The 20064-nt window shown below is 65.0% G+C and carries 19 protein-coding genes and 1 pseudogene; 5 read left to right on the top strand and 15 right to left on the bottom strand.

Going from position 1 to position 20064, the window contains the following annotated elements; genetic code table 11:
- Positions 1 to 137: 137 nt before the first annotated feature.
- The 12 genes from G453_RS0118905 to G453_RS0118850 all read right to left on the bottom strand — a co-directional run bounded on the left by G453_RS0118905 (position 138) and on the right by G453_RS0118850 (position 12208).
- Entirely contained in the window at positions 138 to 1301 is a 1164-nt protein-coding gene (locus tag G453_RS0118905) for a glycosyltransferase (protein WP_027192292.1), read from the bottom strand.
- A 10-nt stretch (positions 1302 to 1311) separates the two neighbouring features.
- On the bottom strand, positions 1312 to 2271 hold the full coding sequence (gene fcl, locus G453_RS0118900; protein WP_027192291.1) for a GDP-L-fucose synthase: 960 nt from the start codon (positions 2269 to 2271) through the stop codon (positions 1312 to 1314).
- Between the two features lie 173 nt (positions 2272 to 2444).
- Positions 2445 to 2720: an Hpt domain-containing protein gene (locus G453_RS28520; protein ID WP_169725370.1), complete on the bottom strand. Its 276-nt coding sequence runs from the start codon at positions 2718 to 2720 to the stop codon at positions 2445 to 2447.
- Positions 2721 to 2782: 62 nt separating this feature from the next.
- The gene (rpe, locus tag G453_RS0118890) at positions 2783 to 3445 is read right to left on the bottom strand and encodes a ribulose-phosphate 3-epimerase (RefSeq protein WP_027192290.1); all 663 of its coding nucleotides are present in this window, start codon (positions 3443 to 3445) and stop codon (positions 2783 to 2785) included.
- Positions 3445 to 3897, bottom strand: a complete 453-nt coding sequence (ahbA, locus tag G453_RS0118885) for a siroheme decarboxylase subunit alpha (RefSeq protein WP_027192289.1) — start codon at positions 3895 to 3897, stop codon at positions 3445 to 3447. The genes rpe and ahbA overlap by 1 nt, the downstream gene beginning before the upstream one ends.
- Positions 3898 to 4026: 129 nt before the next feature.
- The gene (locus G453_RS0118880; protein ID WP_027192288.1) at positions 4027 to 5493 is read right to left on the bottom strand and encodes an SGNH/GDSL hydrolase family protein; all 1467 of its coding nucleotides are present in this window, start codon (positions 5491 to 5493) and stop codon (positions 4027 to 4029) included.
- Between the two features lie 369 nt (positions 5494 to 5862).
- Complete coding sequence (gene ahbD, locus G453_RS0118875) at positions 5863 to 7050, bottom strand: heme b synthase (protein ID WP_027192287.1); 1188 nt, start codon at positions 7048 to 7050, stop codon at positions 5863 to 5865.
- Between the two features lie 3 nt (positions 7051 to 7053).
- Positions 7054 to 8034, bottom strand: coding sequence for a porphobilinogen synthase (gene hemB / locus G453_RS0118870; protein WP_027192286.1), 981 nt, complete (start codon positions 8032 to 8034; stop codon positions 7054 to 7056).
- Positions 8035 to 8435: 401 nt separating this feature from the next.
- Complete coding sequence (gene ahbC, locus G453_RS0118865; RefSeq protein ID WP_027192285.1) at positions 8436 to 9617, bottom strand: 12,18-didecarboxysiroheme deacetylase; 1182 nt, start codon at positions 9615 to 9617, stop codon at positions 8436 to 8438.
- Between the two features lie 227 nt (positions 9618 to 9844).
- Positions 9845 to 10591, bottom strand: a complete 747-nt coding sequence (locus G453_RS0118860) for a hypothetical protein (RefSeq protein ID WP_156921013.1) — start codon at positions 10589 to 10591, stop codon at positions 9845 to 9847.
- 4 nt (positions 10592 to 10595) lie between these two features.
- Positions 10596 to 11378: a DUF4198 domain-containing protein gene (locus G453_RS0118855; RefSeq protein WP_051272628.1), complete on the bottom strand. Its 783-nt coding sequence runs from the start codon at positions 11376 to 11378 to the stop codon at positions 10596 to 10598.
- A gap of 89 nt (positions 11379 to 11467) precedes the next feature.
- Complete coding sequence (locus G453_RS0118850) at positions 11468 to 12208, bottom strand: hypothetical protein (RefSeq protein ID WP_027192282.1); 741 nt, start codon at positions 12206 to 12208, stop codon at positions 11468 to 11470.
- Positions 12209 to 12426: 218 nt separating this feature from the next.
- Between G453_RS0118850 and G453_RS25235 the strand changes: the two genes are divergently transcribed.
- From G453_RS25235 to garR, 3 genes and pseudogenes are all read left to right on the top strand, one after another.
- On the top strand, positions 12427 to 13116 hold the full coding sequence (locus G453_RS25235; protein ID WP_051272627.1) for a GntR family transcriptional regulator: 690 nt from the start codon (positions 12427 to 12429) through the stop codon (positions 13114 to 13116).
- A gap of 39 nt (positions 13117 to 13155) precedes the next feature.
- A complete protein-coding gene (hyi, locus tag G453_RS0118840; RefSeq protein ID WP_027192281.1) occupies positions 13156 to 13941 on the top strand; it encodes a hydroxypyruvate isomerase in 786 nt (261 codons plus the stop codon).
- A gap of 18 nt (positions 13942 to 13959) precedes the next feature.
- Positions 13960 to 14859, top strand: a pseudogene (gene garR, locus G453_RS0118835) (2-hydroxy-3-oxopropionate reductase); the annotation flags it as partial.
- A 184-nt stretch (positions 14860 to 15043) separates the two neighbouring features.
- On the opposite strand, the gene G453_RS0118830 reads toward garR, so the two are convergent.
- Positions 15044 to 16720, bottom strand: coding sequence for a putative transporter (locus tag G453_RS0118830; protein ID WP_027192279.1), 1677 nt, complete (start codon positions 16718 to 16720; stop codon positions 15044 to 15046).
- Positions 16721 to 16850: 130 nt separating this feature from the next.
- Positions 16851 to 17582: an MBL fold metallo-hydrolase gene (locus tag G453_RS0118825; protein WP_027192278.1), complete on the bottom strand. Its 732-nt coding sequence runs from the start codon at positions 17580 to 17582 to the stop codon at positions 16851 to 16853.
- Between the two features lie 139 nt (positions 17583 to 17721).
- On the opposite strand from G453_RS0118825, the gene G453_RS0118820 reads away from it, so the two are divergent.
- Together G453_RS0118820 and G453_RS26740 are read left to right on the top strand one after the other, a co-directional pair.
- Positions 17722 to 18072: a hypothetical protein gene (locus G453_RS0118820; RefSeq protein WP_027192277.1), complete on the top strand. Its 351-nt coding sequence runs from the start codon at positions 17722 to 17724 to the stop codon at positions 18070 to 18072.
- Between the two features lie 229 nt (positions 18073 to 18301).
- Positions 18302 to 18949: a YkgJ family cysteine cluster protein gene (locus G453_RS26740; RefSeq protein WP_051272626.1), complete on the top strand. Its 648-nt coding sequence runs from the start codon at positions 18302 to 18304 to the stop codon at positions 18947 to 18949.
- A gap of 204 nt (positions 18950 to 19153) precedes the next feature.
- Here the strand turns inward: G453_RS26740 and G453_RS0118810 are convergent, their stop codons facing one another.
- Positions 19154 to 20062 (bottom strand): SPFH domain-containing protein, encoded by a 909-nt coding sequence (locus G453_RS0118810; RefSeq protein WP_235731807.1) that lies wholly within the window; start codon positions 20060 to 20062, stop codon positions 19154 to 19156.
- Positions 20063 to 20064 lie beyond the last annotated feature (2 nt).

The raw sequence follows: 20064 nt of genomic DNA, 5'->3' as shown, positions 1-20064 counted from the left end.
TGCAGGGACGCGTTCAGGAGCGTGCGGCAGGAACCGGGAGGTCACGGCACACAACGGAAGCACCTGGATCACCTGGGCGCGCGCGTCCAGGAACCCACGCCCTGCGAAACCGTGTTGGCGCATCGCGCAGCCCGAAATCACGCCCTGCCCTGGAAGGACTCGTCGAACACCCGGTCCAGGATTGCGCTCCAGGCATAGGAATCCATGTACCGCAGCGCGTTCTCGCGCATGGCGCGCCACAGGCCGGGGTCGGCCAGCAGACGGCCAATGGCCTCGGCCAAAGGCTCCACTGCGTAGTCCACCACGATGCCAGCCTCCAGGGTGCGGATGTCCTTGTGGATCTCCGGCACGGGGGTGATGATCGTGGGCAGGCCGCAGGCCAGATAGTCCTTCACGCGGCTTGGGTCCGCCCACTGGGAGAGGTTGTTGGGCGAGGGTTTATAGAGCGCCAGGGCGATGTCGTAGCCGGGCAGCATGGCCAGGACCTCGTCGTGGGGCCTTGCCCCGTGCAGCACCACGCCCGTTCCCAGCGCGGCCAGGCGCGGCTCGTAGGGCTGGTAGACCACCCCGTCCTCCACGGCGTCGTGTGGGGTCTTGCCGATCACATGGAGCGTCAGCTGCGGGAAGCGCTCCTTCAGGCTGGGGAAGGCCTCGATGACCATGTCCACGCCCTTGGAGGGAGCCAGCGCGCCAAGAAGCACCAGCTCGCTGGGTTCCTTTCCGGACTTGTCGGGCAGGTCGATCTTTTCCAGGTCAACGCCCACGGGCACCAGGATGTTGCGCGAATCGGGCAGCCCCTGGGAGCGGCGCACCTCCTGGATGCGCGGCGAGATGTTCCATGCCGCGTCGCAATGGCGCACGCAGAAGCGGTCCAGCCAGTGGTACACGGCGTTCAGGTATTTGTTGGAGAAGCGCTCGGGCATCCAGTCGATGGTGTAGAAGATCACGAAGTTGGTGAGCCCAAGCCACTTGAGCAGCACGCCCACCACGGTGTTCAGGGGGTCGGCCCCAAGATATACGTCGAACTTCGCGCCCAGGCGCAGGAAATACAAGAGCGAGAACACCGCGTCCTTCACGTAGGTCAAAAGCGGCGGCAGGTTCCAACCGCCCTGGCTGACTTCGCGTTTCAGCTGTCCCTGCCTGTACTCTTTCAGGCGGGAGCGGCGGTCCGCGCAGTAGTGGAAGGGGTGGTAGATGACCCCGAGCTTGTCCGAGCGGGTCTTCAGGTAGTTCTCAACAGCCTCGGAGGGGCCGGAGAGGTCCGTGACGTGGCTCACCAGTACGATTGATTTGAAGCGCATGAATCCGTCTTTATTTCCCGTCGAAGCGGGGTTCGGTACGCAGGGAGTCCTGGTGCTCCAGGAACCAGCGATAGGTGTCGGCGATGCCCTGCTCCAGGGGGATGCTGGCCTGCCAGCCAAGCTCGCGCAGGCGCGACACGTCCAGGAGCTTTCGCGGCGTGCCGTCGGGCTTGGTTGCGTCGAACAGAAGCTCCCCGGTGAAGCCGGTCACGCGGGCCACGGTCTCGGCCAGTTCGCGGATGGTCACGTCCTGGCCGGTGCCCACGTTGAGGAAGTCCTCGCCCTGGTAGTTGGCCAGGCACCACAGGATGGCCTGGGCGCAGTCGTCCACGTGCAGGAACTCGCGGCGGGCGTTGCCCGTGCCCCACACGGTCACGCTGGACGCGCCGGACAGCTTGGCCTCGTGGAAGCGGCGCAAGAGCGCGGGCAGCACGTGGGAGTTAACGGTGTCGAAGTTGTCGCCCGGGCCATAAAGATTGGTGGGCATGAGGCTCACGGCGTCGAACCCGTACTGGCGGCGGTATGCCTGGCAAGTCTTGATGCCCGCGATCTTGGCCACGGCGTACCACTGGTTGGTGGGCTCCAGTTCGCTGGTGAGCAGGTGCTCCTCGCGCATGGGTTGAGGCGCGAACTTGGGATAGATGCAGGACGAGCCCAGAAACAGCAGTTTCTCGACGCCGCAGCGGTAGGCGGAGTCGATGACGTTGCACTGGATGATGCAGTTGTTCCAGATGAATTCGGCGGGGTAGGCGTCGTTGGCGCGGATGCCGCCGACCTTGGCCGCAGCCAGGACCACCGCCTGGGGGCGGACCTCGGCCATGAACCGGCGCACGCCCGCCTGATCGGTAAGGTCCAGCTGTGCGCGGTCACGGGTGATGACCTCGACGTTGCCTCGGCTTTCAAGCGCCCGGACCACGGCTGATCCCACCAGGCCTTTGTGGCCAGCAACAAAGATGCGAGAATGGTTCACTTGGAGTCCACCGTAGGAGGAATGGAAGCCCGCGCCTCTTACCACGGCCAGGGATGCTTGGCTAGTGCCTCGCCCGGAGCTCTGGCGGGCGATGAGACGGGTGTCTTGACGCTCTCCCGGACGATGCCGGAAAGCTCGGCATCGGGAAACGAAGGCCGGACCTGCGGGACCGCTCAGCCCCGCGCGGCCACCCCGGCCAGAAAGTCGTCCAGATCCGCCTCCACGGCCTCAAGCCGCCCCCTCAGGGGGGGAATCACACCCGAGAGCGCCTGCTGCTCCATGTCCGTGGCCACGGCGGCCAGTTCGCGCAGGCCCGCGTTCAGGAGGTTGCCCTTGAGGCTGTGCGCCCAATGGGCCACGCCGTTTGCGTCCTGGGCGTCGCCCGCGCGCACCAGCAGACTGATGCCGTCGGCCAGCGAGGTCCTGGTGGCCTCGGTCAGCCTTTGCACCGCTTCGCCTGATAAGCCGAAAGTGTCCGAAAAATGCTGCCGGATACGCCTCTCAAGGGCGGTCACCGCGCGGACTGCCCCGCCGCTTCCTGAAAAGCCAGATGCCGCTCGTCGTAGGGAGGATGGGAGAAGAAGGCTGAGCCCGACACCAGCACGTCCGCACCCGCCTCGACCAGCTGCGCGCAGTTCTCCACGGTGACGCCGCCGTCCAGCTGGATCAGCGTGGACAGGTTCTGCTCGTCGATCATGGCCCGCAGGCGGCGCACCTTCTCGATGCTGAAGGGGATGAAGGACTGTCCGCCGAAGCCTGGGTTCACGCTCATCACCAGCACCATGGACAGCTGGGGCAGCAGGTATTCCACGGCGGAGAGCGGCGTGGCCGGGTTCAGGGCCACGGCGGGCTTCGCGCCCAGGCGGGCGATCTCGGCCACGGCGCGCTCAAGATGCACGGTGGCCTCGGCGTGCACGCAGACCAGGTCGGCCCCGGCGTCCACGAACTCGTGCAGGTAGCGCTCGGGCTTCTCGATCATCAGGTGCACGTCGAAAAAGAGCTTGGAGCGCTTGCGCAGCGCCTTCACGATGAGCGGCCCCAGGGTGATGTTGGGCACGAACATGCCGTCCATCACGTCCCAGTGCACCCACTCCAGGCCTGCGGCCTCCAGGGCGGCCAGCTCCTCTGCCAGACGCCCGAAATCGCACGAGAGCAGCGACGGGGAGAGTATCATCAGGAGTCCCCCATGGCGAAATCGACCTTGATCTTGAACAGCTTCTCGGCAGGCAGGTTCAAGACCGAGATGCCCGTCTTGCGGCTTATCTCGGCCAGGGCCTCGCGCACCGCCTCCATGGATGGGCCAACGTAGGTGAACCAGACATTGAAGGTGTGTTGCCGCAGATAGTTGTGGGTGACGTTGGGATGGCGGTTGACCTCGGCCACGAAGGCCTCGATCTGGTCCTCCGGCACGCGCGCGGCGCACAGGGTGGACTGCCAGCCCAGCTTGTTGGACTGGAAGTTGGCGCCGATGCGCCGGATCACGCCGCTCTGCTTGAGCGCGCGCACCCGGGCCAGCACCTCGGCCTCGGTCAGGCCCACCTGCGCGCCCACGTCGGCGTAAGGCCGGGCGGAGATGGGATAACTCGACTGGATGATGTCCAGAATCTTGCGGTCGTATGCGTCCATGGCGTCAGGGATACCCGATGGTCAGGCGGATGTCACGCGCAGCTTGGCGCGGCGACGGCCCCGGTTCGGAGCAAAGCCGACCGCTCACGCCATCACCCTGCCGGGGCAGGAGGCGGCACAGCTCGCAACTTATCCGCCCGTGAACAGGATCGCTCCGGCCTTATGCCACAGCTGGGCATTCTCGCCAGTCAGGCGAACCACGATCCGGCATTGCCCACATTGAGGCACGTCCACCGCGTACCAGGCGGTTTCCGGAGTCCACAATCCGTCTTCAGCCAGCTTCTTCTGCTCAAAGAGGAGTTTGCGCTCTCCATCGGGGAACACCAGGTAGACGCCCACTCCATCGCGCATGCTCTGGATGCGCGGATACACCCGGAACCGCCCGGCCACGGCGTTCCCCAGGTCAATCTCGCCCGGAAACGCCGGGTCCGCCGGAGTGAAACAACTCCAGCCATCCCCGTTCGGCTTGGAATCCCGGGTATTGACGGCAGTTATCCCGCCACTTTCGACCACGTCCCGGTCCTTGGCCCAACCCATGCCGTCCGAGGGCCGCCACAGGACAAACTCGGGAAACCGCGCGTCCAACTCCCCGGGAACGGGCGGACTTCCGGCGCCGACCGCCTCCACGAAGGCAGGCATGGCCAGGAGGCGCAGGTATACATCCCTGGCCAGGAGATAATAACCGTAGCGGGTCAGGTGCAGGTCATCTGCCCACGCCCTCCTGACCGCTTCCGGACTTGCCAGCATCGCGTCGAATGTCGCCTGAGCATTTACGAAAGACACGCCGCCCGTATGCGCCAACGACGCATTGATTTCCGGCAGGACCGCCCGGCCAAATGCCAGCAACGCCGCAAACTCCGTATTGTCTCCGGAGAGCCGCGCCTTCCCGTCCTCGCCGACGCGCATCGGGTCGCTCACCAGGACGACCTGAATCCCCCTGGCCTTGGCGTGATCGATCACTTTGCGGATATTGTCCCTGTACCCCACCAGCTCGAATTTCTCTTCGATACTCTGGAGGCCATACCCTTCGACCTTACCGCCGTCTGTCTTTCCGGCAGCCTTGCACAACTGGGGCAAGGTCAGGGCCTTGGCCGCATCGAGATCGTTCAACCCGTCCATGACGATGAACATGTCAGGCTGGTAGTCATCCAACAGCCTCGAAACCAGAAGTGACGTATGAAGCGACCTGTAGCCGAAAACCCCGGCGTTTATGACCTCGATGCGCTTTGACGCACCCTTCTGCATGGTGTCGAACATCGCCTGGAGAATCGCAGGATAGGCATGGGCGTCGGTTTCAACGCCCGCGCCAAGGGTCGTGGAGCCGCCCAGGCAGAATATCCTGAACGTACCCTCCGGCTTGCGCTGCTGGAAATCAGGCCCGATGAAGCCCTGCGCGTTGTGCCGGAATCCGTTCATCGAAACGTTTTTCCTGAGACGAAAGCCAAGTGAAAGATCGTACTCCGTGGTGGGTTCGTGCCTGAAACCGTGATGATCGAGATAATGCAGACGCTCGCTGTAGTACTTATAGAACGCGCCACCAGCACCGGCGAGAACCAGAACCACGAGCAAAGCGAGATATTTCTTTGATTTATTCATGCCGTCCTGCACTGAAGAGCCTGTGCTCAGTGCTCCCTTACCGTGTCGCCTTCTCAAATAAAAGAGCGGAAAGGCGAGCCGCGCAGCCGGGTTTTCCCCCGCCGGGAAGCGTTTCATCCTGATTGGGAGTGCGCCACTCTGCTCCCGCCCTGGGCTGCTCGGGGCGCTCTCCGGGCTGCTCTGGGGTTATCCGGGGCTACTGGGACTGTTCAGGACCGCTCTGGGCTCTCTGTCGGGCTACTCTCGGGCTGCTCCGGGATGTCCGGCGCTCTCCGGACTGTCCGGGACCGCCCAGCAGCCTCACACCAAAAAAGCCGGGACCGCATGTGCGGCCCCGGCCATCGGAAGCTTCAGTTCCGGTTCGTGCGCCTATTTCGCGCCGCTCCGCTTGGGCTCGTAGCTGCACAGCGGCTCGGGCTTCATGGGGTCGCCGCTCATGGTGTAGGCGCGGGCTCGGCAGCCGCCGCAGACCTTGTGGTATTCGCAGGGGCCGCATTTGCCCTCGTAGGCTTTCTGGTCGCGGAACTTCTTGAACCACATGGTATTGGCCCAAATCTCCGGAAACGGCGTCTCCAGCACGTTGCCGCAGTCCAGGTCCAGGTAGCCGCAGGGCTGCACCATGCCAGAATGCGAGATGAAGCAGAACCCGATGCCGCCAAGGCATCCCCGGCTCATGGCGTCCAGGCCGAAGGTGTCGGGCGTCACGGCCACGCCCTCGGCCTTGGCGCGCTGACGCATCACGCGGAAGTAGTGCGGGGCGCAGGTGGCCTTGAGCTGCATTTTGGTGGTCTTGCGGAAGTCATAGAACCAGTTGAGCACGGTTTCATACTCTTCGGCGGTGATCACCTGGGCCAGGATGTCCGCGCCGCGCCCCGTGGGCACCAGGAGGAAGATGTGCCAGGCGCTCGCGCCCAGCTGCTCGGCCAGCTTGAAGATGTGCTTGAAGTTGTGCAGGTTGGACTTCGTGACCGTGGAGTTGATCTGGAACTCTATGCCCGCGTCCTTCAGGTACTGGATGCCGCGCAGGGCCTGCTCGAAAGCGCCCTTCTCGCCCCGGAACTCGTCGTGGGTGGCGGCGTCCGGGCCGTCGATGGAGATGGAGCAGCGCTGGATGCCCACTTCCTTCATGCGATGGGCTATCTCGGCGGTGATCAGCGTGCCGTTGGGAGCCATGACGCAGCGCAGGCCCTTGTCGTTGGCGTAGGACACCAGATCGTCCCAGTCCGGGCGCATGAGCGGCTCGCCGCCCGTGAAGATGATGATGGGGTTGCCTACCTCGGGGAAGGTGTCGATGAGGGCCTTGGCCTGGGCGTTGGTCAGCTCGCCAGGATAGGGCTCGAAGTGGGCCTCGGCGCGGCAGTGCTTGCAGGCCAGGTTGCAGCGGCGGGTGATCTCCCAGGCGATGAGGCGCACCGGGGGCGCACCGTTCGGGAGCGTCTTCGGCATGCCGCCGGGATGGCCCAGGGGATGACCGCCAGGGTGACCACCACCAGCATGGCCCGCGCCGGGCGAACCGGCCAACTGCGGGCCGGGGTGTCCATTGGAATTGGAGTGCATACGCTATCCTTGCAGACGCTCTAAAACGTCTTCCGTGAAATACGTCAAAATCAAATCCGCTCCGGCGCGCTTGATGGACACAAGCGACTCCATCATCACCGCGTCGTGGTCCATCCAGCCAAGCTGCGCAGCAGCCTTGATCATGGAATACTCGCCGCTTACCTGATAGGCGGCCACCGGCAGATCAAAGTTGTCCCGCACCTGCCGGATGATGTCCAGATACGGCCCCGCAGGCTTCACCATCAAAATATCCGCGCCCTCGGCCAGGTCCGCTGCGGCTTCCCGCAATCCCTCGCGCCAGTTGGCCGGGTCCATCTGGTAGGATTTGCGGTCGCCCGACTTGGGAGCCGACTCTGCCGCTTCCCGAAACGGCCCGTAGTATGCCGAAGCGTACTTCACGGCGTAGGACATGATGGGGATTTCCACGTGGCCGTGATCGTCCAGGGCGGCGCGGATCATAGCCACGCGGCCGTCCATCATATCGGAAGGAGCCACCATGTCCGCCCCGGCCTGCACGTGCGACAGGGCCACCTTGGCCAAGAGGCCCAAGGTCGGGTCGTTCAGCACCTTGCCATCGTCGGTGAGCACGCCGCAATGGCCGTGCGACGTGTACTCGCACAGGCACACGTCCGTGACCACCACCAGCTGCGGGAACTTCGCCTTCAGCTGCCGCACGGCCCGCTGCACCACGCCGTTTTCAGCATAGCCCTGGCTGCCCACCGGGTCTTTCTCATTGGGGATGCCGAAGAGGATGACGGATTTCAGGCCCTTGTCCACGGCCTTGCCTACCCGCTCCACCAGGGCCTTCATGCCCAGCTGGTTCTGGCCGGGCATGGCCCCTATGGGCTTTACCATGTCCTCGGGGCCGGTCTCGGCCACGAAATAGGGCATGATCAGGTCTTCGCGGCGTATGACGGTCTCGCGCACGAGGTCGCGCATGGCCGGGGTGCGGCGCAGGCGGCGGCCGCGATGGAAGTCGTACATGGTGACGGTCTCCTGAGATAGCTTGTGGGGAGGAGATAAGAGGAGGAGAAGATGCCTCCGGCGGCCAGAGAGGGCTCCGCCCTCTCTGGACTCTCCCGCCAGGGGGATGATCCCCCTGGACCCTCAGTTAGCTTCGCGTAAAGTGCCAAACCTATTCAAATTCAGCCTTCAAAAATCCAGAAACGCGCAAAGCCGCGTTTCTGGATATTTCTTAAGATCGCCGTTCCTCGGCGATGGCAGGCCGCCGGGATAAGCCGCTTTGGGCGTTCCCGGCGGATACCCCGCACACCGACGGAGCTCCCGGCATATCCCGCGAAGCCCATAGCCGGGTCCAGGGGAGGCTTCTCCCCTGGCGGGTCCAGGGCAGAGCCCTGGTCTTCTCTTCTCTACTCTTCTCTCGCCTACTTCTTGATCTCTTCCGCAGTCAGATAGCAGGCCGGATCTTCGGCCCAGATGTCGTCGTAGTAGGCTTCGGCGCGGGCGCGGAAGTTGCCGCCGCAGATGTTCAGGAAGCGGCAGTCGGCGCAGCGTCCGCCCACGAACTTGCCTTTGGTCTTGAGCTTGTGCAGCAGCTCGATGTTGGGATCGTCCCAGATCTGGGAGAAGGGGCGTTCCAGCACGTTGCCGAAGGTGTGGTTGCGCCAGAACTGGTCGGCGTGCACCTGCCCGTCCCAGGAGATGCAGCCGATGCCGCGTCCCGAGCTGTTGCCTTCGTTGAACTGGAGCAGCTCCATGACCTCGGCGGCGCGCGCGGGGTCTTCCTTGAGCAGGCGGTAATACACGTAGGGGCCGTCCGCGTGGTTGTCCACGGTGAGGACTTCCTTCTCGTGCCCGGCGTTGAACAGCTCGCGGGTCTTGTCCATGATCAGGTCGACCACCTGGCGGGTCTCGGCGTGGTCCAGGTCTTCCTTGATGAGCTCGGAGCCGCGCCCGGAGTAGACCAGGTGGTAGAAGCAGATGCGCGGCACTTCCATGTCGCGGATCAGGTCGAACAGACCGGGGATTTCGGTCCAGTTGCGCTTGTTGATGGTGAAGCGCATGCCGACCTTGAGGCCTTCGGCCTTGCAGTTCTCGATGCCCTGCAGGGTCTTCTTGAAGGAGCCGGGGACGCCCCGGAACTTGTCGTGGATTTCCTCGAGGCCGTCCACGGAGATGCCCACGTAGGACAGACCGACGCTTTTCAGTTCGCGGGCCTTTTCCTTGGTGATGAGCGTGCCGTTGGTGGAGATGACCGCGCGCATGCCCCGACCCACGGCGTGGTGGGCCAGCTCGACCAGATCCTTGCGCACCAGCGGCTCGCCGCCGGAGAAGAGCATGACCGGCGCGCCGTAGGCGGCGAGGTCGTCGATCATGGTCTTGGCCTGTTCGGTGTTGATGGGGTCGCTGCCGGATTCGTCCACGGCCTTGGCGTAGCAGTGAACGCACTTCAAGTTGCAGCGTTTGGTCATGTTCCAGACCACCACCGGCTTCTTGTCCTCGGAGAACTGGAGCAGGTGGGAGGGGAGCTTGCCGGAATGACGCCCGTAACGCAGCGCGTCAGAGGCTTCCACAGTACCGCAGTAAAGCTTGGAAATGCCTATCATCTGTTGTCCTCGATTGTGCTGGGTGGGGTGGGACTATCACTTTTCCCCCCGGCACGAAAGGACCTGGATCACATTTTCGGCGGTGGGGGGAGAGCGGCGGCCTGAACCTTGGAGATGTGTCCCCGGTCGGGGATGTCAAGGCGGGGGGAGTGCGAACTGCCCTCGCCACGCCGGGCGTCCGGCCGCATGCGAAGCGACCGGACAGATTCACAGCACCGAAGTCGGGGCTAGTTTTTGGGCCGCTTGAACCAGGCCGCAATGCCCACCAGCCCGATGATCCAGCCGATGCCGCCGATGATGTCGCGCATGCGGGCGGACTGGTCCTGTTCGGCCATGCGGGCCAACTGGAGCTTCAAAGGCGCGAGCTTCTCGTCAATCGATTTTGCCACGGCAGCTTCGACCAGGGCGGCCAGCCGGACTTCGTCCAGCGGGGCGGCGGCAGGCGAACCGGAAGCAGGAGCAATCGCCTGTCCAGACCCCGCAGCCGGGGGAGCCGATGCCGCCGAGGCGGAGGACGAAGACGCCTGGGTTGCGACCGGCGTCTGTCCCGAGGCGGCGGGAGGCGAAACGGTTGCAGGGAGAGCCGGAGCTGAGGCTGAGGCAGGCACAGCCGGGGCGAGGTCCTGCTCGGTCAGGGTGAAGTCGTTCTGATGGCCGTCCCCGGCCTTGAGCACGACTTTGAGCGGCGGCGTGGCTTGGGGAGGCAAGGCGATGCTGAACGTGCCGTCTTTTTCGGTCATGCCTTTGGCGATCACCGCGCCGGACGCGTCAAGAATCTCCACGGGCACTTTCTGGGCCTTGGCCCCGCCCGCGAAGTATCCTTCGCCGCTCACCGCTCCGCCCTCGGCCACGGCGAACACGTTCACCTTGTGGGCCAGGGCGACCCCGGCCCACAGCATGAACACCAGCGCGCCGGACACGAGTCCCGCGATCCGGGCCTCCCTTGCGCAACTGGCCTGTGATGAAAGCGCCATGACCCTACTTGCCCGGCACGGGGTGGAAGTACACCCAGATCACGCCGCCCAATTCCACGTCCTTGTCCTTGCCGTCCTTCTTCATCTTGGCGTCGTCGTCATGCAGGGCCGAGAATCCCCACCAGCCGGACCAGGGGGCGGCGTAGCTGAACACGCCCGCGCCGTCGGTCTTGACCACCTGGGTCACGTAGGCGTCGTCCGGGGCTTTGAGTGCGCCGTCCTTGTTGAAGAACTCCACTTCGACCTCGGCGTTGGCCAGGGGCTTGCCCTTGAAGAGCACCTTCCCGGTGAACAGGTTGCCCGCGTACAGGGCGAAGGGCTTGACCATGGGGACGATCTCGAGCTTTGCGCCCACAGGCTTGTCCCAGCCCTCGTCGTCGCCCAGGGCGCTGACCACGGTTTTGGTGATGTGGATGATGAACTTGTCCTCTGCGGGCTCCCAGTAGGCCGGGGGCGTCATGAGGAACTGGTACACGCCGGGGGCTTTCACCTGATGCTCGGCCTTCCAGGCCTGCTTGCCCTCCACGGTGCTGGCGGCGAGCGAAGCGGTGACGTCCTGCTTCTTGCCCTTGGCGAAGAGCTCCAGCTTGGGCTTCTCCAGGTTCATGCCCTGGTTCTCCATGGGGTGCCAGAAGCGGATATCCAGGCTGACGGATTTCGGGCCGTCCTTGGTGACGAGGTTCTTGTCCGGCACGAGCATGCCGAAGTGGGCCTGGGCGGGAACGGCGAAAGCCAGCACGAGCAGCAGGACGGCCAGGAAAAGCGGACGCGGGAAAGTCGGGCGCATGGATAATCCTCCCCTATGTGTTACCAACGATGTGATCGTGTAACTATGAGAGCCTAAAATTGCAACACGTATGCGCCCGACCTGAAAAACTACTTCTTCCCGAGCACGGCCTGCCAGTTGTCGCCGGTCATCTTGGCCAGGGCGGCCCGGATGACCAGATCGTAGCCTTTGGTGGCGAACTGATGGTCGCGGTAGATGTCGTCCATGGTGGCGATGACCAGATCGACGGGCATGGGCAGCAGCGGCTTCACGCAGCGCTCCCCGGCTGGGGTGTCGCCGAAGCGGTCCAGGCACTGCTGGGCGGCCATGTCCCCGAAGCCCTGCACGAAGAACTGCTTCTGGTGCTGGGCCGCGCTGCGCCAGCTGTCAGCGAAATTGCGGTTGGGGCTCTGGTAGGTCTTGGGGATGAAGGCGTCCAGGTCCAGAGGGTAGAGCCAGGGGAACTGGAAGAGCTCCGTGTCGTCGAAGTGCACGTCGCGAAGCGGGGCCCCGGTGTCCTTGAACTGGATGCCCTTGTCCTGGGCTGCCATGAGCGCGCGGTAAGCCACAGCCATCATGGTCTGGTTGCGGTTCATGGGGTCTGGGGCCAGGTGGTCCATGTTGGTCACGGCCTGGTCCACGCGGATGTTCACGGGCATGGGGGTGTTCGGCTGGACCTCGGCGAAGGCGCGGGCTCCGGCAGCGGCCCCGGTCATGTAGGCGATGCGGGCGTCCTTGGGCATGCGGGTCCACTGCCCGGCAAGATTGGGGTTGCCCGGCTGGGCCGACGCGGCCTCAAAGCTGGCCAGAATGAGGGCAAAAGCGAGATACAGGGCGGCAAACACGCGCATGACGGATCTCCTCGGGGTTGTCCTGTTGGTGAAGAGGCGGGTACGGCGCGGCAGAACCGCCGACTGTTTAAAAGATAGCCTACGAAATGGCTCGGTGTCGAGAAGGCTCAGCCGCTCTTGGATTTTGTATTCAAAATTCTTAATACAGGATTGACCAGCCGAACCGGTGGGAGTATTTTCCGTTCTGACGAGCCCAGCCGGGCCAACAAGGAACACCCATGACCACGCCTCCCCGCCAGCCGACGCCGGACACTGCGCCCATCCGGCCGATTTTGCATGAAAACCTGGACGACAAGATCTACGCCAGCGTCCGGGACATGCTGGTGTCCGGACAGTTCGAGCCGGGGAGCCGCATCGTGCAGGAGGACCTGGCCGCGAGCCTCGGGGTCAGCCGCACCCCGCTGATCAACGCGCTCAAGCGTCTGGCCCAGGAGGGCCTGCTGGAGTGGATTCCCAGGCGGGGCATCTTCGTGCGCCAGCTTGACCTCGCCGAGCTCATCGGCTTGTTCGAGGTGCGCGAGCGCCTGGAGCCCCTGGCCGCCGAGCTGGCCGCGCCGCGCGTCACTCCGGGCGAGGCCGCCGAAATGCAGGCCCAGTGGCAGGCCATGGACGCCCTGCCCGACACCGACGAGTCGCACCGGGCGTTCGTGGATCTGGACCGCCGCTTCCACTGGCGGCTCATCGAGCTGGCCGGGAACCCCTATCTGGCCTCCGCCATGGCCCCTGTGAACATGCTGGCCGCAGCCTACCTGCACGGCACGCCGCGTCCCTGGTCCGACACCGTGTCCGACCATCTGCGCATCATCGAGGCCCTGTCGCGCGGCGACGCCGCAGCCAGCGGCGAGGCCATGCGCCGCCACATCTCGCAGTCGCTGGACGCTCTGCGCCTGGAATCCCCCGGCAGCTGAGCGCAACCGTATTCCCACACCACCGCAAGGAGGTCCCCCGTGCCGAAGTTTTCCGCCAACCTGTCCATGCTGTTCACGGAGCTGCCGTTCCTGGAGCGCTTCGCCGCCGCCCGCTCCGCCGGGTTTTCGGCGGTGGAGTACCTCTTCCCCTACGAATACCCCCCGGCCCAGCTGGCCGACCTGCTGGCCGAAAACGGCCTGACCCAGGTGCTCTTCAACCTGCCTGCCGGGAACTGGGGCGCCGGCGACCGGGGCATCGCCGTGGACCCGGCCCGCACCGAGGAGTTCCGCGACGGCGTGGCCAAGGCCGTCGCCTACGCCAAGGCGCTTGGCGTGCCACGCCTGAACTGCCTGGCCGGAAAGGCCGCGCCCGGAGCCAGTGAAGCGCTCATGCGGCGCACCCTGGTCGACAATCTGCGCCACGCCGCCGACGTGCTGGCTGGCGAAGGGCTCTCGCTCCTGGTGGAGTTCATCAACCGCAAGGACATCCCGGGCTTCTTCCTGCACGGCACAAACCAGACCCTGGCCCTGCTGGATGAAGTGGACAGATCGAACGCCTATTTGCAATACGATATGTATCACGCACAGCGGGAAGAAGGCGAACTGGCCGCCACCCTGCGCGCCCACCTGCCCCGGATCGGCCACATCCAGGTGGCGGACAATCCGGGCCGCCATCAGCCCGGCACCGGCGAGATCAACTACCCATTCCTGTTCGCGGAGATGGACCGCCTGGGCTACCAGGGGCACGTGGGCCTGGAGTACGTGCCCGCGCCGGACACCGTGGCCTCGCTCGGGTTCATCAAGGAATTCGGATACTCGCTCTAACCGGAATCAAAGGAGCATCATATGAAACGCATAGGCTTCATCGGCCTTGGCATCATGGGCAAGCCCATGTGCCGAAACCTCCTCAAGGCCGGATACCAGCTGACCGTGTACAGCCGCACCCGGAAGGACGTGGACCTCATCGTGAGCGGCAGCGACGGCAAGGCCGTGGCCGCTGCCTCGCCCAAGGAGGTGGCCGCCAAGTCTGACGTGATCATCACTATGCTGCCCAACTCGCCCCAGGTTCGCGAAGTGGTGCTGGGCGAGAACGGCGTGGCGGAAGGCGCGGCCAAGGGAAGCATCGTGGTGGACATGAGTTCCATCGCGCCCCTGGCCAGCCGGGAGATCGCGGCTGCCCTGGCCGAAAAGGGCGTTCGCATGCTGGACGCCCCGGTGAGCGGCGGCGAACCCAAGGCCATCGAGGGCACCCTGTCCGTCATGATCGGCGGCGCGCAGGCCGATTTCGACGAGTGCCTGCCCGTGATGCAGGCCATGGCCGCCTCGGTGGTGCGCGTGGGCGACATCGGCGCTGGCAACGTGGCCAAGCTGTGCAACCAGATCGTTGTGGCGGTGAACATCGCGGCCATGTCCGAGGCGCTGGTGCTGGCCGCGAAATCCGGCGTCAACCCTGACCTGGTCTATCAGGCCATCCGTGGCGGGCTGGCCGGGAGCACGGTGCTGGACGCCAAGGCTCCGCTGGTGATGGACGGCAAGTTCACGCCGGGGTTCCGCATCAACCTGCACGCCAAGGATTTGCACAACGTGCTGGAGACCTCTCACGAGCTGAACGTGAGCCTGCCCATGACGGCGCAGGTGATGGAGATCATGCAGGCGCTCAAGGCCGACGGCCTGGGCAACGCGGACCACGGGGCGCTGATCCGCTATTGGGAGAAGCTGTCCAAGGTGGAGGCGCGGCGCTAGCCGCCTCACATCCTGCTTTTGGCGCTTACGTTGACCGCTTCAGGAACCACACGACGCCAGACAACCCGGCACCCCCGTCAGGGTTTCCAAAGGGCGGAGCCCTTTGGCCGCCGGAGGCTGAAATTGAAAGAGGGGCGCTCCATGCCGGAGCGCCCCTCTTTCTCAGTAATCTCCCCTCTCGGCATCACACCGAATACAGCAGCAACACCAGCAACTGCCCGGCCAGAATGCGCAGGATCATCACCAGCGGGTACACGGTGGCGTACACCGAGGCCGGGGCGTCGCTGCCGAGCATCTGCCCGGCGAAGGCCAGGGCGGGCGGGTCGGTCATGCTTCCGGCCAGCAGCCCGCACATGGAGGCGTAGTTGCACTTCAGGAAGATGCGCCCCACGAGCCCGGCGATCATGAGCGGCACGAAAGTGATGCAGGCTCCGGCCAGCAGCCAGTAGAGCCCGGCCCCGGATGTCACGGCGTCCACGAAGCGGTCGCCCGCCTTGAGCCCCACGCAGGCCAGGAACAGGCTGATGCCCACCTCGCGCAGGATGAGGTTGGCACTCTGGGGCATGTACCAGACCATGCCGCCGAAATGATGCAGCCGCGAGAGCAGGATGGACACCAGGAGCGGCCCGCCCGCCACGCCGAGCTTGATGCCCGAAGGCAGCCCCGGCAGGGCCACGGGCACGCTGCCCAGAACTGTTCCCAGGAGGATGCCCACGAAGATGGGCAGGATGTGCGGATGGTCCAGGTCCTTGGCGGAGTTGCCCAGGATGCGCTCCACCACGGCCAGCTGCTCGGGTGCGCCCACGCAGCCCACGATGTCGCCGAAATGCAGGGTTACGCCCGGACCGGGCGAGAACTCGGTGCCGGAACGGGTAATGCGGGTGACGGTCACCTCGTGGCGCTGGGCGAGGTTCAGCTCCGGCACGGTCTTGCCCACCACGCCGCGCTGGGTGACCACGAAGCGGCGCTTCTTCAGCGGGCCGGGGAGACGCGGCAGGTCGGTGGCGCTGGCCACGCCCACCAGGATGCGCAGCTTTTCCAGCTCGGCGGGCCTGCCTACCGCGTGGATCAGCATGCCGCGCTTGAGATGGGTCTCCGGAGTGGCAGCGTGCATGACGCCGTCAGCCATGATCCGCGAGACCACCACGCCCATCTCCCCGATTCCGGGAACGCCGCCCAGGGCCATGCCGTCCAGGTTGGGGTTCTGGACCTCCAGGGTCATGGTCTCAAGGGGGGGATTCAGGAGCCGGGCCTGCTCCTCCATCTGGCTCAGTTCCTTGCCGGGGTCGATGCGGAACACCATGCGGATGAGGAGCATCACCAGGATGATGCCGAAGATGCCGAAGGGATAGGCCACGGCGTAGCCGAGGCCCGCCTGGGCCACGACCTCCTCGGCCAGGGCGGGGGCCACTTCCTTGAAGGCCTGGGAGGCGGCGGCCAGGGAGGGCGTGTTGGTGGTGCCTCCGCTGAAGAGACCCACGGCGGTGCCGAGTGGCAGGCCGCCCCACAGATGGAAGGCCACGGTGAGCAAAACACCCAGTATGACTATGAGGGTGGCCATGGCGTTCAGGCGGAAGCCGCGACGCCTGAGCGAATCCACGAACCCCGGCCCCACCTGCATGCCGATGGTGTACACGAAGAGGATCAGCCCGAACTCGCGGGCGAACTCCAGCACCTCGTGATTGAGCGACAAGCCGAAGTGGCCCACGGCCAGACCGCTGAACAGGACGCCGCCCACCCCAAGCCGGATGCCGAAGAAGCGGATGTGCCCGAAGGCCAGGCCCAGGGTGATGGCCAGGCCCAGCACAACCACGGCCTGGGCGGCGGAGTGCGCGTTGAAGAGCTGTACGAACCAGTTCATGGTGATGATCCTTGCGGGCCGCCCGGAGCGGCGTACGGATTCCAAGCGGCCCGAAACATCGGGACGCACTGCCCTGCCCTCTTGGGACGCCTCGCGTCAAGTCCTGCGTGCGGCCCGTGCCGCAGCCGGGCTACTTCATGGGTCGCAGGCGCACCTCGATCCAGGGCGAGTCCGCCAGCAGAGGCGGCAGGAGCGTCACGTCGGTCTCCCCGGTGTGGTACGGGTAGAGCACCTTGGGCTTGTGCATGCGCGCGGCCTTGGACACCATCTCCGGGGTCATGGTGTAGGGCAGGTTCATGGGCAGGAAGGCCACGTCCACGTTCTCGATGGCGGCCATCTCCGGCACGTCCTCGGTGTCGCCCGCCACATACACGCGTTTGTCGCCGAAGGTTATCACGTAGCCGTTTCCTTCTCCCTTGGGGTGGTAATGCTGCCCCTCGGGCCTGCGGTGTGCCACGTTGTAGGCCGGAACGGCCTGGATGCGAAATCCGGCCACTTCTGCCGATTCGCCGTTCTTGAGGATTTTCGCGCCGGGAATCTTGGGGCCTGCCGTGACGTTGGCCACCACGGGCGCTCCCGGCTTGGCCGTCAGGGCCATTGCGTCGGGGTCGAGATGGTCGCGGTGCTCATGGGTGATGAGCACAAGGTCCGCCTTGGGCAGGGAGGCGTAGTCTCCGACCTTGCTCCACGGGTCCACCTGGATTATCTTCCCCTGGTATTCGAAGTAGAGGGAGCCATGGCCGACGAGGCCTATCTTCAGCTCCCCCCCGGATGTGGGCAGGGCGTCCACGGTCAGGGCCAGCGCTGCCCGGGCGGAAAAGGACAACAGGACGGCGGCGAACAAGGCGACTACGTTCTTCATGGCGGCCTCCTTTTTTTCACCATGCCCAAGCGCGGCCACGCACGCAAGAGCCCGGCGCGTTCCACCTTTCAACCCAACCCGTGTAGTCCGTACCGATGCACTGGCCGCCTGAACGACCCAGGCCCAGGAGACCAAGAGCATGTGGATTTTTACCAGGGACGGATTCTTCTCCGTAGCCGCGACGAAATTCTGCCAGCCGGAAGACGTGGCCATCCGCGCCAGGAAGCGCGAACACCTGGAGGGGCTCATGGCCCGCCATTCCATCGAGTCCGAGATCCTGGTATTTCCCGAGGCGGACTACAGGTTCCGCATCCAGATTCCCAAAAGCCTCTGGGGGCAGGTGATGCTGGAAGAGGCCATGTCCCTGGACTACAACTCCTTCAAGGACGCCATGGCCGAATCCGGGGCCTCGGCGGACTATCTGCGCGCCATGTTCACCATCTGGTCCACGGTGCACAAGATCCAGACCGAGGAGCTGCCCAAGGGCTGAGCCCCCTGCGAGACAACTCCGACACATGGCGAACTGCGCCCGGCGACGCGCAGGACAACGGCAGGGGCAGGCCACGGGCCGCCCTGTCGGCAACGCCGTCCACACCTGACATCTGTTTCTCATGCGCACGTCCCGGCGGCATCGGAAGGAGACGCTCCGCATAGCGCGCGGGGCCGTCACCGCCTTCCCGCTCCCGCGTCCGCAGCTGACTCGATTCTGGAGAATTTCTATGGAATCAGGGCTGCAAACGGGGCAACCCCCCAAATCCTGGCTGACAGGCATACGAAAGGCCCAGGCCTTGCTGGACGCCGCCGCAAGGCTGGGCATCGCCCGCATGGCGCATGCGGAAGGCCCCGGCGGAGCGGGCCTGGCCTGCCGCCCCGGCTGCGACCAGTGCTGCCGGGAAAGCGTCATCCCCGTGAGCGCCCCGGAAGTGGGCGCGGCCCTCACGCATCTGCTGGAGCGCACCCCCGGCCCCGTACGCGGCCTGGTTCTCGCGCGGCTGCGCGGGCGGAAGGACGGGGAATGCCCCTTTCTTCTCGACTCCACCTGCTCGGTCTATGCCGACAGGTTCCTGGCCTGCCGCCAGTTCCACATCTTCGGCGCTCCCTGCCGGGACGGCGGCAACGTCTGGGAGCTGCGCCGCGCCGACATCCCGTTCCCCGACCCGGAGATTCGCCTGCAGGGCCTTCGGGTGCTGGCGTCTCTGAGCGGCGTGCCCGCGGAGGACATGACTCCCGGCTGGCTGGAGGATTTCCTGAAACAGGTCTCCCCTCCCCTGCACAGCTGGGACCTGCGCTCCCCCCGGGGCCTGCTGGCCCTGCTGGACGACGCGCAGGTCCAGGGGAGCCCCTTCTTTTTCGGCCCACAGGAGTAAACGCGTGAGCGGTCACGTCGACAGGCGGTCAAACACGGAGACCCTGCTCTTTTCATTTTGAAAAACATGTTCATGTGAGGCTCTTGCACAATCCATCGCCAGCCGACACCCGAACAGGAGGCCAAGTCGGTAACGATATGGACTCCGGAGGCGTTCCCCAGCTACGAGTTGTGCAAGCCCTTCATGTTTTTCTCCAACCCGACGCTACCCGGTCTTCTTTATGGTTTGCATGGCCGTGGCGATCATCCCGGCCACGTCGGCCATGTTCTGCGGGATGAGCATGGTGGTGGATTCCTTGGCCATCTTGCCGAAGGCGTCCACGTACTGCTCGGCCACGCGCAGGTTGGCTGCAGTCAGCCCGCCCTCCGCGCCCAGGGCCTCGGCCACCTGCCGGATACCGTTGGCCGTGGCCATGGCCACCAGCTCGATCTGCTTGGAGCGGCCCTCGGCCTCGTTGATCTGGCGCTGCTTGTCGCCCTCGGAGATGTTGATCGCCTGCTGCTTGAGGCCCTCCGAGATGTTGATGGCGCTCTGCTTCTGGCCCTCGGCCAGGGCGATCTGGGCGCGCTTCTCCCGCTCGGCGGTCATCTGGGCTTCCATGGCGTTTTTCACGGATTCGGGCGGGGCGATGTCCTTAATCTCGAAGCGCAGCACCTTCACGCCCCAGCCCATGGCCGCCTCGTCCACGGCCTTGACCACCTCGGCGTTTATCAGCTCGCGCTCCTCGAAGGTCTTGTCCAGGGTGATCTTGCCGATGGACGAGCGCAGCGAGGTCTGGGCCAGCTGGGTTGCGGCGGTGCGGTAGTTGGCGATGCCGTAGGCCGCGAGCCTGGGATCGTTCACCTTGATGTACACCAGCCCGTCCACGTGCACGGTGACGTTGTCCTTGGTGATGCAGGGCTGGGCCGGGGTGTCGATCACCTCTTCCTTGAAGGAGAACTTGTAGCCCACCCGGTCGATCAGGGGAAACAGGACGTGGAATCCCGCTTCAAGGGTCCGGCTGTACTTGCCCAGGCGCTCCACGATGTAGGCGCTCTGCTGGGGCACCACCGTGACCGACAACAGAAGCAGCAGCAGGACCAGCCCCGCGAAACTCATGGCGACTATCAGCATGG

Origin of the sequence: Fundidesulfovibrio putealis DSM 16056 (genome assembly GCF_000429325.1) — a bacterium.
GTDB classification, from domain to species: Bacteria; Desulfobacterota; Desulfovibrionia; order Desulfovibrionales; family Desulfovibrionaceae; genus Fundidesulfovibrio; species Fundidesulfovibrio putealis.
Note: the sequence above shows the minus strand (reverse complement) of the source record. Positions and strands in the feature narration are given on the sequence as shown.